This window comes from Luteimonas campi (assembly GCF_051162505.1).
In the GTDB taxonomy this organism is placed as follows: domain Bacteria; phylum Pseudomonadota; class Gammaproteobacteria; order Xanthomonadales; family Xanthomonadaceae; genus Luteimonas.
This window is the reverse complement of record NZ_JBNWEM010000002.1, coordinates 824,108-838,700: the sequence shown is the minus strand read 5'-3', so window position 1 is coordinate 838,700 and position 14,593 is coordinate 824,108. Positions and strand designations below refer to the sequence as shown.

Here is a 14,593-nt window from a genome sequence, read left to right as displayed (position 1 = left end):
GCTGCCGTACGCAGCCCGTCGAGACCGTTCATGCATCTGACCCGACTGTCAGCGACGGGTGTACGCAACCTCGAAGCCCTGGAGCTGGCCCCTGCCCCCCAGCTGAATCTGGTTCTGGGAGCCAACGGCGCCGGCAAGACCAGCTTGTTGGAGGCGATCCACCTGCTGGCCTATGGCCGCAGCTTCCGGGGCCGGATACGGGACGGGCTGGTGCGTACCGGCGCCGAGGCGCTGGAGGTGTTTGCCGAGTGGCACGAACCCGGCGACGTGCGCCGTCGCGCCGGACTCCGGCATAGCGGGCAGGCCTGGACTGGGCGGCTGGACGGCGCCCCGGTCCAGCAGCTTGGGGAACTCTGCGCCGCCCTTGCCGCGATCAGCTTCGAGCCGGGGAGCCACGCGCTGGTGACCGCCGGCGCCGAGGCGCGTCGCCGCTACCTCGATTGGGGTTTGTTCCACGTGGAACACGACCAGGGCCGGTTCCACCCGCTCTGGCGTCGTTACGCGAGGGCACTCAAGCAGCGCAATGCCCTGCTCAAGCAACGCGCGCCAGGCACCCAGCTCGATGCCTGGGATGTGGAACTGGCCGGTGCCGGCGAACTGCTGGATCAGGAGCGGCGCGCCTACCTCGGGCGGCTGCAGCCGCGCTTCGCCCTGTTATCCACCGCCCTGGTGCCGCAGCTGGGTGAGGGCGTGCTGGATTACCGTCCGGGCTGGCGCCGCGACCAGATGCCGCTGGGCGACGCCCTGTTGCTCGCTCGCGAGCGGGATCAGGCGGCCGGTTTCACGTCTGTCGGCCCGCATCGGGCGGACTGGCGGGTCCTGCATGTCCGGCGTCCCGCTGGCGAGACTCTGTCGCGCGGCCAGGCCAAGCTGACGGCTCTGGCCTGCCTGCTGGCGCAGGCGGAGGATTTCGCGCAGTGCCGCGGCCACTGGCCGATCTTCCTGCTGGACGATCTCGCGTCGGAGCTGGATCGGGATCATCAGGCCCGCCTGCTCGAGCGGCTGCGTGCGAGCGGCGCCCAGGTGTTCGTGACCGGAACCGAGGCGGGCCCGGCCCTGACAGAGGCGGACGGCTGGCCGATGGCGGTGTTCCACGTGGAACACGGTTGTGTGCGCCCGGCCTGAATGCGGAGCGCCCCCTCGGTAAGCGCGCGTCTGGCGCTTCGGCCCTGGCGAAGCCCCGGCGCGCTATAATTGGCGCTTCCGTTCCAATAACTAAAGTGTCGCCGTACGGGCAGATCCCGCGCCGCGGCGCACGGTGGTGCGAATGACCGAAGAAACCCAGATCCCGACGGCCGCTGCCGGCCAGGCCTACGATTCCAGCCGGATCACCGTGCTGCGCGGCCTCGAGGCCGTGCGCAAGCGGCCCGGCATGTACATCGGCGACGTGCACGACGGCACCGGCCTGCACCACATGGTGTTCGAGGTGGTGGACAACTCGATCGACGAGGCGCTGGCCGGCCACGCCGACGAGGTGGTGGTGACGATCCACGAGGACGGCTCGGTCTCGGTGTCCGACAACGGACGCGGCATCCCGGTCGACATCCACAAGGAAGAGAACCGCTCGGCCGCCGAGGTGATCCTCACCGTGCTGCACGCCGGCGGCAAGTTCGACGACAACAGCTACAAGGTGTCTGGCGGCCTGCACGGGGTGGGCGTGTCGGTGGTCAATGCGCTGTCCTCCAAGCTGATGCTCGATATCTGGCGCGACGGCTTCCATCACCAGCAGGAGTACGCGCTGGGCGAGCCGGTCTATCCGCTCAAGCAGCTTGAGGCCTCCACCCGCAAGGGCACGACGCTGCGCTTCTGGCCCTCGGGCGAGACCTTCAGCGACACCGAGTTCCACTACGACATCCTGGCGCGGCGCCTGCGCGAACTGTCCTTCCTCAACTCCGGGGTCAAGATCGTCCTGGCCGACGAGCGTGGCGAGGGCCGCCGCGACGTGTTCCAGTACGAGGGCGGCATCCGCAGCTTCGTCGAACATCTGGCGCAGCTGAAAACGCCGCTGCACCCGAACGTGATCTCGGTGACCGGCGAGCAGAACGGCATCACCGTCGAGGTGGCGCTGCAGTGGACCGACTCCTACCAGGAGACGATGTTCTGCTTCACCAACAACATCCCGCAGAAGGATGGCGGCACGCATCTGCAGGGCTTCCGCTCGGCGCTCACCCGGACGCTCAGCAACTACATCGAGCAGAACGGTATCGCCAAGCAGGCCAAGGTCAGCTTCTCCGGCGACGACATGCGCGAGGGCCTGATCGCGGTGCTGTCGGTGAAGGTGCCGGACCCGAGCTTTTCCTCGCAGACCAAGGAGAAGCTGGTCAGTTCTGACGTCAGGCCGGTCGTTGACAGCACGTTCGCTGCACGTTTGGAGGAGTTTCTACAGGAACACCCCCACGAGGCCAAGGCGATCGCCGGCAAGATCGTCGATGCCGCGCGCGCCCGCGAGGCCGCGCGCAAGGCCCGCGACCTGACCCGGCGCAAGGGCGCGCTGGATATCGCCGGCCTGCCGGGCAAGCTGGCCGACTGCCAGGAGAAGGATCCGGCGCTCAGCGAACTGTTCATCGTCGAGGGCGACTCGGCGGGCGGCTCGGCCAAGCAGGGCCGCAACCGCAAGAACCAGGCGGTGCTGCCGCTGCGCGGCAAGATCCTCAACGTCGAGCGCGCGCGATTCGACCGCATGCTCTCGTCGGCCGAGGTCGGCACGCTGATCACCGCGCTGGGTACCGGCATCGGCAAGGACGAGTACAACCCCGACAAGCTGCGCTACCACCGCATCATCATCATGACCGACGCGGACGTGGACGGCTCGCACATCCGCACCTTGTTGCTGACCTTCTTCTACCGGCAGATGCCCGAACTGCTCGAGCGCGGCCACATCTACATCGGCCTGCCGCCGTTGTACAAGATCAAGCAGGGCAAGACCGAGCTCTACCTCAAGGACGATGCGGCGCTGGATGCCTACCTCGCCGGCAACGCGGTCGATGGCGCGGCCCTGGTGCCCGCCGCCGGAGAACCCCCGATCGAAGGGGCGGCGCTGGAGCGGCTGCTGCTGGCCTATGCCGGCGCGCGCGAAGCGATCGCGCGCAATGCGCACCGCTACGATCCGCTGCTGCTCGAGGCGTTGATCGACTTCACCCCGCTGGAGCCGGAGGCGCTGAGCGCCAATACCGACGAGCGGCACGAGCTCGACGCGCTGGAGCAACGCCTCAACCGCGAGGGCCTCGGCCGTCCGCGCTACGCCCTGGAGTGGCAGGCGGCACGTGAAGACCGTCCAGCCGCCCTGATCGCTCGGCGCCGCCACATGGGCGTGGAAGCGATCCAGGTGCTGCCGCTGTCGGCGTTCCAGGGCGGCGAACTGCGTGCGCTCAAGGAGGCTGCGGCCCTGCTGCACGGCCTGGTCCGCGAGGGCGCCCAGATCCTGCGCGGCAACCGCGCCCAGGCCATCACCAGCTTTGCCCAGGCCCAGGCCTGGCTGCTGGAGGAGGCCAAGAAGGGCCGCCAGATCCAGCGCTTCAAGGGCTTGGGCGAGATGAATCCCGAGCAGCTGTGGGACACGACGGTGAACCCGGAAACCCGCCGCCTGCTGCAGGTGCGGATCGAGGACGCGGTCGCCGCCGATCAGATTTTCAGCACCCTGATGGGCGACGTGGTGGAACCGCGCCGCGAGTTCATCGAGGATAATGCGCTGAAGGTGTCCAACCTGGACATCTAGCGGTCGCCGCCGCCGCGCCGCCCCCCGGGCGGCGGGCGCGCGTTGCCGCATGCAAGGGACCCTGCACAAGCTTCCCGACGGCATCGCTGCCGTCGTCGGGTTGACGAAAAATTAAGATGGCCGCCGCCACACTCGCGGCGAACCGCAGGGGCCCCAACATGAGGCACACCATCGCATCGCTGGTCATCGTCGCATCGCTTGCGGCGTGTGCCACCACCACCTCCTCGACCGGCCGTACCCAGTACGTCGGCGCGGTGTCGCAGCAGCAGCTCGACCAGCTCGGCGCGCAGGCCTTCACCGAGGCCAAGCAGAAGGGTCCGCTGGCCACCGATGCGCGCCAGAACGCCTACGTCCGCTGCGTGGTCGACGCCCTGGTGCGGCAGCTGCCGGCCAACCAGCGGGGGTTCGCCTGGGAGAGCGCTGTCTTCGCCGTGAACGAGCCCAATGCCTACGCCCTCCCCGGCGGGAAGGTGGGCATCAATACCGGCCTGTTCTCGGTGGCGAAGAACCAGGACCAGCTTGCCGCCGTGGTCGCGCACGAGATCGGGCACGTGGTGGAGCGCCATCACGACGAACGCATCACCCGGCAGATGGGCGCCTCCGGTGCCGTGCAGCTGCTCGGGGCGCTGGCCGGCGACTATGGGCAGCTGGCCACCCAGGGCGGCAGCATGCTCGCCCAGACCGGCTTCCTCCTGCCCGGATCTCGCGCGCAGGAGACCGAGGCCGACGTGGTCGGCCAGCGGATGATGGCCCAGGCCGGCTTCGATCCGCGCGCCGCCGTCGCGCTGTGGCAGAACATGATCGCCGCCGGCGGCAACCGACCGCCGCAGTGGCTGTCCACGCACCCGGATCCGCAGAGCCGGATCTCCGAACTGCAGGCGCGCGCCGATCAGCTCACGCCCGTCTGGGAACAGGCCCGCGCCGCGGGACGCCGTCCCAGCTGCGGCTGACCCTCCCGGCGGCCTTTCTGCACGCCCCACTTCACGCCATCCTTTCCAGCCCTTGCGCCCCGTGGCGCACGAACCAGGTGAGACCCATGCCCTACAAGACCCTCCCGACCCGCCTGCTGACCGCGATGATGGCCACCGGCCTGATGCTGGCCACCACCACCGCGATGGCGCAGGGCGCGACCCGCGCCGAGGAGCGTCGGGCGGAACGGGCCAAGAAGAACGAAGCGCGCGCCGAAACCGACAAGGCCGCGCCGCGCTACGCGGCCGCCACCCGGGAGGAGCCGGAAGCCCGCGCCTCGCGCAGCGGCGGCAGCCGCCTCAGCAAGCTCTCGGATGCGTATGAGGCGCAGGAAACCGAGAAGACCCGCGGCCTGGCCGACGAGATCATCGCCGACGAGAAGTCCAACGCTTATGAGAAGTCGATGGCCGGACGGATCGCCGGCGCCGCCCTGCTTGGCCAGGACGACGCCAAGGCGCTCGAGTACTTCCAGCAGGCCGTGCAGTTCGACGGGCTCAAGAACGAGGAACACTACGAGGCGATGAACATCGTCGCCCAGCTCCACGCGCAGGAAGAGCGCTACGACGAAGCGCTCGCCACCATCGATCGCCTGCAGACCGAGACCAGCACCACCGACCCCGCGCTGGCGGCCGTCAAGGGCAACGTGCTGCTGCGCCTGGAGCGCTATCCCGAGGCCATCGCCGTGCTGCGTCCGCTGGTCGACTCTGCCGACGCCAAGCCCGAGTACCAGCAGCTGCTGATGGCGGCCTATGCCGAGTCGGGCCAGGGCGCGGAAGCGGCGCGGCTCGCCGAGGAGATCGCCGCACGCACGCCGGACGACAAGCGCTCGCAGCTCAATCTCGCCGCCACCTACCTGCAGACCGACCAGTACGACAAGGCGGCCGCGGTGTACGAAGCACTGCGCGCCAAGGGCGAGCTCACCGAAGAGCGCGAGTACCGCAACCTGATGGCGTCGTACCTGAGCCTGGACGACGCCCAGGCCAAGGCGATCGAGGTCATCAACGAGGGGCTGGCGAAGAACATCCTCAAGCCCGACCACCAGACCTACGTCGCGCTCGCCCAGGCCTACTACTTCGGCGAACCGCAGCAGATCCAGCAGGCGATCGACGCCTACCAGAAGGCCGCGCCGCTCGCGCCCACGGGCGAGACCTACCTCAACCTGTCCAAGCTGCTCGCCAACGAAGGACGGCTGCCGGAAGCCAAGCAGGCAGCCCAGTCGGCACTTGACAAGGGCATCAGGAATCCGGACGAAGCCAAGCGCATTCTTGCCCGGAGCAATTGATCTTCGTCACGTAGGAAACCGGTTGGTATCAGGCCCACGGATTGGTATAAGCTTGGAAATTCCCGTCGCCGAAAAGTCGGCAACGGTTACGACACGACCCCGGGCGCGCGGCGCCCGGCCAGACTTGAGTTCAACGCATGACCGAACGCTTGCCGACGACCGACAAGAAAGACGAAGACGAAGGTCTGGACTGGGCGCGAATCGCCGGATTCACCCTGGTGGTGGCGATCCATGCCGCGGCACTGTTGTTGCTGCTGGCACCCGCCACGCCCCCCCAAGCCGAGAAGCAGGACGATGACGCTACCCGCGTGGTGATCATCGAACCGCCGCCGCCGCCTCCCCCGCCGCCGCCGCCGCCGCCCGAGCCGCCCAAGCCCCAGCCCATCAAGGAACTGGTGCCGCCGCAGCCGACGCCGCTGCCGCCGCCTCCGGAGGAGCCGCCGGTGGTGTTCGACGATCCCTCGCCGGTCGACACGCCCGCGCCGCCGCCGGCACCGCCTGCGCCGCCCGCGGCCCAGCCTGACATCGGTGCCAGCGTCGACATCTCTTCGCGTGCCATGAATCCTCCGCAGTACCCGCCGTCCGCCCTGCGCGCCGGCATCGAGGGCACCGTGATCCTGGTGGTTGACGTGGACGCGAACGGCAATGTGACCAACGTTTCGGTCGAGAAGTCCAGTCGCAACCGCGACCTCGACCGCGCCGCGATGCAGGCCGCCCGCCGCTGGCGCTTCAATCCCTCGATCGTCAATGGCCAGCCGGCCGCCGGGCGCGTCCGCGTGCCGGTGGACTTCAACCTCGGCGGCTGATCGACCCGCAACACGATTCCCGTTACACCGTTCCACACCTACACTTCAACAACATTCAAAAAGGTAAGCGTCATGCTGCAGGAAACCACCGCCGCCCCATCGACCGGAGGCAACGCCGAAGCACTGACCCAGATGGGCTTCGCGAACCTGATCGAACACATGACAGTGGTCAACTGGATCGTGTTCATCGTCCTGATCCTCATGTCGGTGCTCTCGATCTACTGGATCATCTACAACTTCTTCAAGCACATCCGCCTGAAGAAGAACTCCGACCGCGTCATCGCCACGTTCTGGGAAACCCCCAACGCGCAGGATGCGATCCGCTTCATGGAAGAGCAGCCGCGTAGCGAGCCCTTCTCCAAGGTCGCGCTCGACGCCGCCCAGGCCGCCGCCCACCACCAGCGTCACGACGGTTCGCGTCTGGCCGAGTCGCTGAGCCGCTCGGAATTCGTCGACCGCGCCCTGCGCCAGGCGGTGACCCGCGAGTCGGCCGGCCTCGAAGACGGTCTGACCGTGCTCGCCACCGTCGGTGCCACCGCTCCGTTCGTCGGTCTGCTCGGCACGGTGTGGGGTATCTACAACGCGCTGATCCGCATCGGTGCCACCGGCCAGGCCGACATCGGCGCGGTCGCGGGTCCCGTGGGCGAGGCGCTGATCATGACCGCGATCGGTCTGGCCGTCGCGATCCCGGCGGTGCTGGGCTACAACTTCTTCGTCCGCCTCAACCGCGGCGTGAATGCCAAGCTCGACACCTTCGCGCACGACCTGCACGACTTCTTCGCCACGGGCGCCCGCGTCGGCGAAGCCCGCTGATCGATATCAGACTGACGGAGATCCGACATGGCCTTCAGCTCAGGCGGTGACGGCGGCCACGACAAGGTCAACGCCACGATCAACATCGTGCCGCTGGTCGACGTGATGCTGGTGCTGCTGATCATCTTCATGGTCACGGCGCCGCTCATGGCCCACAAGGTCAAGGTCGACCTTCCCGAGGCCAATCTCGACGAACGTCCCAGCGAGGCGCCTCCGGCGCCTCCGCTGACCGTCGCGATCACGTCCAATGGCAACCTGTACCTCAACGACCAGCCGGTCACGATGGACATGCTCGACAGCACGCTGGCGGTGGAAGCGCAGAAGACGCCGCAACCTGCCGTCAACGTGCGTGGCGATGCGACCACGCCGTACCGGATCGTCAACGAGGTGGTGACCCTTGCGCAGCAGAAGGGCATGCGCAAGGTGGGCTTCGTCTCGGCCCGCGAAAAGAACTGATCGGAGAACGCACGATGGCTTTTTCATCCGGTGGTGGTGATGGCGCGCCGATGGCCGAGATCAACATCATTCCGCTGTGCGACATCATGCTGGTGCTGTTGATCATCTTCATGGTCACCGCGCCGCAGGTGTCCTATCCGATCGACATCGATCTGCCGCAGCGTTCGATCAACCCGCCGCAGAACCCGCAGGAACCGCCAGAGCCGATCCGCCTGCGGATCGACGCCGGCGGCACTGTCTACTGGAACGACAGCCCGACACCGATTTCGGCGTTGCGGGCCATGATGGACGCGGAAGTCCAGCGCGATGCCGGCAACCAGCCCACGCTGGAGATCGACATGAGCGAGGATGCGGAGTACGGCGTGCTGGCCAAGGTGCTCGCCTCGGCCAAGAACGCGCACATGCAGAAGATCGGTTTCGTCAAGAAGTAGAAGTAGCGCACGACCGTCCGGCGTCGCCTGCAGCGCGCCGGCCGCTTACCGCAAGTCTTCAACGCCGCCCCCTGGGCGGCGTTTTTTTTGGGTCTCTCCAAGCGAGTGGCTGGGCGCGGGGTCGTGTGGCGCTCCCGCGTCGGATGGATGCGGGTCCTGGTGGCCCGGCAACACGGTCGGCAGACAGGGATGCTTGCACGGCATGCCGCGCATGCGCGCGAACGACCGACCGCGACCTTGGTCGTACTTGCGGGCGGACCGGCAGTGGCGCAGCGTCGAAGTCGCATCCATCCAGACAGGAGGTGCGTCATGGCGTTCGCCAGTCAGGCCGGGCGGGGGACTCCCGCGATGGCCGAGATCAACATCATCCCCTTGTGCGATGTCCTGCTGGTTCTGCTCATCATCTTCATGGTGACTGCCCCGGCGCTGTCGCGGCAGGTCGATCTGGACCTTCCCCAAGCCGGCCCGCTTCCGGACCAGCCCGCGCCGCCGCCCGTGGCCCTGCGGATCAGCGCCTCCGGCCAGGTGTTCTGGAATGGCGAGGAGACCGGCCGGGTGGAATTGCTCGCGCGAATGCGCGATGCAGCGGCAGACCGTACGCGGATGAAGCCGATGCTGCAGATCGATGCGGCCGGCGATGCGGACTACCAGGCCGTGGTGCAGGTCCTGGCTGCGGCGGAGAACGCGGGGCTGGCGAGAGTCGGCTTCCTGCGCCAGTGAGGCGGCCGCTCGCTCAGCTGGCGCCGTCGATGATCGCCAGGTAGCGGGACACCGTGGTGGCGAGGCCTTCGTAGAGCGCCTCGCCGATCAGGGCGTGGCCGATCGAGACCTCCTCCACGCCGGGCACGGCTGCGAGAAAGGCGCCCAGGTTGGACTGGCTGAGGTCGTGGCCGGCATTGAGCCCGAGGCCGGCATCGCGTGCGGCCCGCGCGGTGTGGGCGAAGGCGGGCAACACCTCGACGCCGCGGCCGGCGGCGAAGGCCTCGGCCCAGGGGCCGGTATAGAGTTCGATGCGATCGGCGCCGATCGCGGCCGCGCGCGCGGTGTCGCAGCCCGCGTCGGCAAACAGGCTGACCCGGCAGCCGAGGGCCTTGAGTCGCGCAACCAGGGGCCTCAGGGCGGCCTCGTCACGCGCAAAATCGAAACCGTGGTCGGACGTGAGCTGGGCGTCCGCGTCGGGCACCAGGGTCGCCTGCGCCGGCCGCACCTGTTCGCACAGTGCCAGGAAGCCGGCATAGCCGGCGCGCGGCGGCGCGAACGGGTTGCCTTCGAGGTTGAACTCGACGCCGCGTGTCTCGGCCAGCGCGGCCAGTGCGAGCACGTCGTCGTGGCGCGTGTGGCGTGCGTCCGGCCGCGGGTGCACGGTGATTCCGTGCGCACCGGCATCCAGGCAGGTGCGGGCGGCGCGCAGCAGATCGGGCTCGCTGCCTCCGCGCGAGTTGCGCAGCACCGCGATCTTGTTGAGGTTGACGCTGAGGCGGCAGCTCATGCTCCGTCCGGCCCGACGCGCATGCTCACCCTGCCTGCGACTCGTCGGCCGTGGCCGGCGTGGGACCCGCGGCAGCGGCGCGCCGCGCTTCGGCCAGCTCGCGCAGCCGCTGCAGTTCGCGCGGATCGAGCATCTGGCTGTCGTCGCGGCTCTGGGTATCGATGCGCTGCGACAGCAGGCCCAGGATCCACAGACCGAGCAGGACCAGCGCCGCGACCAGGCAGACCACCACCAGTGCCATGGACGAGGTCATGAAGGCGATCGCCAGCGCGGCGACCGCGAGCAACAGGAACAACCAGGGCATGGGCAGGCTCCGCTGCGGGCGTCGACAAAGTCTAACCCCAAGTCCGGCCCATGCCTGCCGTCTGGCCGGCTACCGTGGCCGCTGGTCGCGGCCTCCCGCCCGGACCGCCGGACCGCGGCCTCCAGGCGCCGAAGCGCTACAGCAGCGGCGACAACAGCCGTGCCAGCGCTTCGGGCAGGCGCGCACCCAGCAGGCTGCGATGCCGGCCCTGGCGCACGCGCGGGGCGCTGGCCAGCTCGCCCTCGATCAGCTGTGCCAGCTCGCCGCACAGGCGCGCATCGTCGAACAGCACCGAGACCTCGAAATTGAGGCGGAAGCTGCGATGGTCGAAATTGGCGCTGCCGATCAGGACCGTGCGCTCGTCCACCAGCAGCGCCTTGGTATGCAGCATCCGCGGCCCGTACTCGTAGATCTTCACCCCGGCCACCAGCAGCGGCCCGAAGTAGGAACGCGCGGCCAGCGTCACCAGCCGCGAGTCGCTCATGCGCGGCACCAGCAGGCGCACGTCCAGGCCGGCCAGTGCCGCCGAGCTCAGCGCCATCATCGCCGCCTCGCCCGGCACGAAGTAGGGCGTGACCAGCCAGACCCGCTCGCGCGCGGCGTGGATCGCGCCGACATGCGCGCGATGGATCGCCTCCCAGTGCGAGTCCGGCCCGGAGGTGATCACCTGCGCGCAGATCCCGCCGCGCGGCAGCGGCGGCGTCTGCCGCGCCACTTCACCGATGAACTCGCGCTCTCCGGTGGCGTAGGCCCAGTCCTCGACGAACACCAGCTGCAAGGCCCGCACCAGGTTGCCCTCCACGCGCAGGTGGAGGTCGCGGTAGGCTACCTCGTTGACCCGGTCGTTCTGGTCGTCGGTGACGTTCATGCCGCCGGTGTAGCCGATGCGGCCATCGATCACGACGATCTTGCGGTGGCTGCGCAGGTTGGTCCATGGCCGCTGCCAGATGCGCCCGAAACGCGTCGGATGGAACCACGCCAGCTCGCCGCCCGCCTCCACCAGGGCCGCGAAGAAACGCTGGCAGCGCGCACCGCCGAGCGCGTCGACCAGCAGCCGCACCTTCACCCCGGCCCGCGCACGCTCGACCAGCGCATCGCGCAGGGCGGTGCCGCTCTGGTCGGGATGCCAGATGTAGTACTCCAGGTGGATGTGGTCGCGGGCGCGGGCGATGTCTTCCAGCAGGGCGTCGTACTTGGCGGCGCCGTCCACCAGCAGGCGCACGTCGCCGGCCGTGGTCATTGGCAGGCCGGTCGCCGAGCGCACCATGCGCGCCAGCTCGGCGACCTCCTCGTTCTCGGCCAGCGCCTGGGACGGCAGTTCGCCGCGAACCCGGGCGCGGCGCAGGCGCTGGCGCCTGATCCGCTGCGGACCGAACACGTGGTAGATCAGGAAGCCCACATAGGGCAGCAGGGCCAGCCCCAGCAGCCAGCTCACGGTCGCCACCGGTTCGCGCTTCTGCAGGATGATCCAGCCGCCCAGCAGCAGCAGGTACAGCGCCCAGCCCAGGGTCAGGTACAGGCGCAGGTGGGGCACCGAGGCGAGCGCGTCCCAGCCCGCGCGCAGGAAATCGAGAATCGGCACGATCGATCCGTCGTCGCGTCGGCTGCGACGCCAGGGCGCTAGGCTAGCCGGATGTCGATGGCGACGAAAGCCAAAGCCGAGGCCAACGCGCCGGTCAAGGGCCGCGGCGCCGCCTCGTACGTGCCCGGCCGCTACGAAGCCGCGACCGTGCACGTCGAGGACGACGGCTGGGATTCGCTGCACGCTCGCGACGAGACCGATCCCGCGCCGCACCCGGACACGCAGGTGCGCGAGGAAACCGCGCGCAGCATCGTCACCCGCAACGATTCACCGGACGTGGGCTTCGGCCAGTCGGTCAATCCCTACCGCGGTTGCGAGCACGGCTGCGTGTACTGCTTCGCGCGGCCCTCGCATGCCTATCTGAACCTGTCGCCCGGGCTCGATTTCGAAACCCGCCTGTTCGCCAAGACCAACGCCCCCGATCGCCTGCGCGCCGAATTCTCGCGCAAGGGCTATCGCTGCGCCCCGATCGCACTGGGCATCAACACCGATGCCTACCAGCCCATCGAGCGGCGCTACCGCATCACCCGCGCGCTGATCGAGGTGATGGCCGAGTTCCGCCACCCGTTCAGCCTGTTGACCAAGAACGCCCTGGTCACGCGCGATCTCGATCTGCTTGCGCCGCTCGCCCGCGAGGGGCTGGTGACCGTGCACTTCTCGGTGACCACGCTCGACAACAAGCTGTCGGCCAGGATGGAGCCGCGTGCGTCCGCGCCGCACGCGCGGCTGCGGGCGATGCGCGAGGTGGCCGACGCCGGGGTGCCGGTCGGCGTGATGGCCGCGCCGGTGATCCCGATGATCAACGACCACGAGATCGAGGCGATCCTCGAGGCCGCGCGCGAAGCCGGCGCGCAGTCGGCCGGCTACGTGCTACTGCGGCTGCCGCACGAGCTCAAGGACATCTGGCGCGAATGGTTGCAACTGCACCATCCCGAGCGCGCCGCCCACGTGATGAGCCTGGTGCAGCAGATGCGCGGGGGACGCGACTATGACAGCGGCTACGGAACCAGGATGCGCGGCCAGGGGCCGTTCGCGGACCTGATCCAGGCACGGTTCTCGCGCGCGCGGCGCCGGCTCGGCTATGGCCGCATGCCGCCGCTGGACTGCGAACGCTTCCGTCCACCGCCGATCGCCGGCGACCAGGGGCAGCTGTTCTGAACAGGCGCAGGCCGGTCGTGCACCGGCCTTGCACATCGTTCTTCCGTAAACTCACGGCTGCCGGCGCACCGCCGTCTCGATCATGACCGACCGTGCTGGTTGATGAGTCCTTGTACCGGGAAGCGTTCGAACAGGCGGACGCGGGCCTGGCCCTGCTTGCGCCGGACGGCCGATGGCTGACGGCGAACGCCGCGCTGTGCGGGCGGGTAGGGCGGCCTGCGGCCGAACTGGTGGGCACGCGCGCGCACGAGACCCTGTTCGATGCGGAGGCGATCGGGCGCATCGGGATGGCGCTGGACGATGCGGCAAGCGCCGGCAGCTTCGTCATGGCACGAGGCCGCGAGCCGGGCTGGCGGATTACGCTGGTGCCGCTGGGCGGCCCCTCGGGAGCCCTGCTGCTGCAGCTCGATGCCGATGATGGCGCGCAGGCACGCGCGGCCACGGAACGTATGCAGGAATACCTGGGCCACGGCCTGTCCCACGACCTGCGGGCGCCGCTGCGCGGCATCGCCGGATTCGCCGCGCGCCTGGACGAATCCGGCGCCGTGTCGGCCGATGGCCAGTCCGACCTGGCCCGTATCCGCGCCGCAGCGCAGCGCGCCGAGCGCCTGGTGGATGGCGTACTGGAACTGCTGCGCGCCGGCCGCCAGCCGCTGCGCGTGGACACCGTGGACGTGAGCCTGCTCTGCGACTGGGTCGGCGGCGAACTGCGCGATGCCCATCCTGCGCGCGCGGCCCGTATCGAGGTGGCCCAGGACCTGTTCGCGCTGGGCGACGAGCACTGGCTCAAGACCATGCTCGGCCACCTGCTGCACAACGCCTGGAAGTTCTCGGCAACCCGCGATTGCGTCGAGATCCGCATCGAGGGCACGGTCACCGCGGACCGCCTGCAGCTGTCGGTGCACGACGGCGGCTGCGGTTTCGACATGCGCTATGCTGACAAGCTGTTCGTGCCGTTCCAGCGCCTGCACGGAACGGAGCAGGGGGGCGGCAACGGCCTGGGCCTGGCGATCGCCCAGCAGATCGCCGAGCGCCATGGCGGCCGGCTCTGGGGTACGTCCCGGCCGGGCGAGGGCAGCACCTTTTTCATCGACCTGCCGGCCGCCACCGGTCGCGACCTGGATGAGCGTCATGACGCATAGTGAAATCCTGCTGATCGAAGACAACCCGGACGACGCGGAACTGACCCGCATCGCGTTCTCCCAGGCCGGGATCGACCGCCAGCTGGTGGTGGTGCGCGATGGCGCCGAAGCGCTGGACTACCTGTTCGCGCGCGGGCAGCACGCGGGGCGCGACCTCGCGCAGCTCCCGGCGATCGTGCTGCTCGACCTCAACCTGCCCAAGCTCGACGGCCGCGAGGTGCTGCAGGCGATCCGCGGAGACGCGCGCACGCGCGCGCTGCCGGTGGTGGTGCTGACCACCAGCGACGAGCCGTTCGACGTCGAGGCCACCTATGCCCTGGGCGTGAACAGCTACATCCGCAAGCCGGTCGATTTCGACCAGTTCGTCGGCGTGGTCAAGCAGATCGGCCTGTACTGGCTGGTGCTCAACCAGCCGCGCGTGGCCGGCTGAGTCCGGCGGATCGCCT

The 14,593-nt window shown here is 69.0% G+C and carries 15 protein-coding genes; 12 read left to right on the top strand and 3 right to left on the bottom strand.

The window, feature by feature from the left end:
* Nucleotides 1-30: 30 nt before the first annotated feature.
* The 9 genes from recF (at nt 31) to ACQYVW_RS08615 (ending at nt 9,192) form a co-directional block, all read left to right on the top strand.
* Nucleotides 31-1,125, top strand: coding sequence for a DNA replication/repair protein RecF (gene recF / locus ACQYVW_RS08655; RefSeq protein WP_434946702.1), 1,095 nt, complete (start codon nt 31-33; stop codon nt 1,123-1,125).
* A 142-nt stretch (nt 1,126-1,267) separates the two neighbouring features.
* A complete protein-coding gene (gene gyrB, locus ACQYVW_RS08650; RefSeq protein WP_434933160.1) occupies nt 1,268-3,715 on the top strand; it encodes a DNA topoisomerase (ATP-hydrolyzing) subunit B in 2,448 nt (815 codons plus the stop codon).
* A 158-nt stretch (nt 3,716-3,873) separates the two neighbouring features.
* Entirely contained in the window at nt 3,874-4,665 is a 792-nt protein-coding gene (locus tag ACQYVW_RS08645; RefSeq protein ID WP_434946701.1) for a M48 family metallopeptidase, read from the top strand.
* 86 nt (nt 4,666-4,751) lie between these two features.
* On the top strand, nt 4,752-5,966 hold the full coding sequence (locus ACQYVW_RS08640; protein WP_434946700.1) for a tetratricopeptide repeat protein: 1,215 nt from the start codon (nt 4,752-4,754) through the stop codon (nt 5,964-5,966).
* Between the two features lie 137 nt (nt 5,967-6,103).
* Entirely contained in the window at nt 6,104-6,772 is a 669-nt protein-coding gene (locus tag ACQYVW_RS08635; RefSeq protein ID WP_434946699.1) for an energy transducer TonB, read from the top strand.
* Nucleotides 6,773-6,844: 72 nt separating this feature from the next.
* On the top strand, nt 6,845-7,585 hold the full coding sequence (locus tag ACQYVW_RS08630; protein WP_434933164.1) for a MotA/TolQ/ExbB proton channel family protein: 741 nt from the start codon (nt 6,845-6,847) through the stop codon (nt 7,583-7,585).
* Nucleotides 7,586-7,612: 27 nt separating this feature from the next.
* The gene (locus tag ACQYVW_RS08625) at nt 7,613-8,041 is read left to right on the top strand and encodes an ExbD/TolR family protein (RefSeq protein ID WP_434933165.1); all 429 of its coding nucleotides are present in this window, start codon (nt 7,613-7,615) and stop codon (nt 8,039-8,041) included.
* A gap of 14 nt (nt 8,042-8,055) precedes the next feature.
* Entirely contained in the window at nt 8,056-8,472 is a 417-nt protein-coding gene (locus ACQYVW_RS08620) for an ExbD/TolR family protein (protein ID WP_434933167.1), read from the top strand.
* Between the two features lie 348 nt (nt 8,473-8,820).
* Entirely contained in the window at nt 8,821-9,192 is a 372-nt protein-coding gene (locus ACQYVW_RS08615; RefSeq protein WP_434946698.1) for an ExbD/TolR family protein, read from the top strand.
* 13 nt (nt 9,193-9,205) lie between these two features.
* Here ACQYVW_RS08615 and ACQYVW_RS08610 read toward each other — a convergent pair whose 3' ends face one another.
* From ACQYVW_RS08610 to cls, 3 genes are all read right to left on the bottom strand, one after another.
* On the bottom strand, nt 9,206-9,961 hold the full coding sequence (locus tag ACQYVW_RS08610) for a pyridoxine 5'-phosphate synthase (protein WP_434946697.1): 756 nt from the start codon (nt 9,959-9,961) through the stop codon (nt 9,206-9,208).
* A gap of 25 nt (nt 9,962-9,986) precedes the next feature.
* On the bottom strand, nt 9,987-10,265 hold the full coding sequence (locus ACQYVW_RS08605) for a hypothetical protein (RefSeq protein WP_434933170.1): 279 nt from the start codon (nt 10,263-10,265) through the stop codon (nt 9,987-9,989).
* 136 nt (nt 10,266-10,401) lie between these two features.
* Nucleotides 10,402-11,847 (bottom strand): cardiolipin synthase, encoded by a 1,446-nt coding sequence (gene cls / locus ACQYVW_RS08600; RefSeq protein WP_434946696.1) that lies wholly within the window; start codon nt 11,845-11,847, stop codon nt 10,402-10,404.
* 57 nt (nt 11,848-11,904) lie between these two features.
* Between cls and ACQYVW_RS08595 the strand changes: the two genes are divergently transcribed.
* The 3 genes from ACQYVW_RS08595 to ACQYVW_RS08585 all read left to right on the top strand — a co-directional run bounded on the left by ACQYVW_RS08595 (nt 11,905) and on the right by ACQYVW_RS08585 (nt 14,577).
* The gene (locus tag ACQYVW_RS08595; RefSeq protein ID WP_434946695.1) at nt 11,905-13,005 is read left to right on the top strand and encodes a PA0069 family radical SAM protein; all 1,101 of its coding nucleotides are present in this window, start codon (nt 11,905-11,907) and stop codon (nt 13,003-13,005) included.
* Between the two features lie 92 nt (nt 13,006-13,097).
* Complete coding sequence (locus ACQYVW_RS08590; protein ID WP_434933173.1) at nt 13,098-14,147, top strand: PAS domain-containing sensor histidine kinase; 1,050 nt, start codon at nt 13,098-13,100, stop codon at nt 14,145-14,147.
* Complete coding sequence (locus ACQYVW_RS08585) at nt 14,137-14,577, top strand: response regulator (protein WP_434933174.1); 441 nt, start codon at nt 14,137-14,139, stop codon at nt 14,575-14,577. The genes ACQYVW_RS08590 and ACQYVW_RS08585 overlap by 11 nt, the downstream gene beginning before the upstream one ends.
* Nucleotides 14,578-14,593 lie beyond the last annotated feature (16 nt).

What these genes read in the sequence shown, in the direction of transcription:
- ACQYVW_RS08645 (WP_434946701.1), top strand. Translation starts at nt 3,874, where the DNA reads ATGAGGCACACCATCGCATCGCTGGTCATCGTCGCATCGCTTGCGGCG.
- ACQYVW_RS08605 (WP_434933170.1), bottom strand. Translation starts at nt 10,265, where the DNA reads ATGCCCTGGTTGTTCCTGTTGCTCGCGGTCGCCGCGCTGGCGATCGCC.
- ACQYVW_RS08615 (WP_434946698.1), top strand. Translation starts at nt 8,821, where the DNA reads ATGGCCGAGATCAACATCATCCCCTTGTGCGATGTCCTGCTGGTTCTG.
- ACQYVW_RS08625 (WP_434933165.1), top strand. Translation starts at nt 7,613, where the DNA reads ATGGCCTTCAGCTCAGGCGGTGACGGCGGCCACGACAAGGTCAACGCC.
- gyrB (WP_434933160.1), top strand. Translation starts at nt 1,268, where the DNA reads ATGACCGAAGAAACCCAGATCCCGACGGCCGCTGCCGGCCAGGCCTAC.
- ACQYVW_RS08585 (WP_434933174.1), top strand. Translation starts at nt 14,137, where the DNA reads ATGACGCATAGTGAAATCCTGCTGATCGAAGACAACCCGGACGACGCG.
- ACQYVW_RS08595 (WP_434946695.1), top strand. Translation starts at nt 11,905, where the DNA reads ATGGCGACGAAAGCCAAAGCCGAGGCCAACGCGCCGGTCAAGGGCCGC.
- recF (WP_434946702.1), top strand. Translation starts at nt 31, where the DNA reads ATGCATCTGACCCGACTGTCAGCGACGGGTGTACGCAACCTCGAAGCC.
- ACQYVW_RS08635 (WP_434946699.1), top strand. Translation starts at nt 6,104, where the DNA reads ATGACCGAACGCTTGCCGACGACCGACAAGAAAGACGAAGACGAAGGT.
- ACQYVW_RS08630 (WP_434933164.1), top strand. Translation starts at nt 6,845, where the DNA reads ATGCTGCAGGAAACCACCGCCGCCCCATCGACCGGAGGCAACGCCGAA.
- ACQYVW_RS08610 (WP_434946697.1), bottom strand. Translation starts at nt 9,961, where the DNA reads ATGAGCTGCCGCCTCAGCGTCAACCTCAACAAGATCGCGGTGCTGCGC.
- ACQYVW_RS08640 (WP_434946700.1), top strand. Translation starts at nt 4,752, where the DNA reads ATGCCCTACAAGACCCTCCCGACCCGCCTGCTGACCGCGATGATGGCC.
- ACQYVW_RS08620 (WP_434933167.1), top strand. Translation starts at nt 8,056, where the DNA reads ATGGCTTTTTCATCCGGTGGTGGTGATGGCGCGCCGATGGCCGAGATC.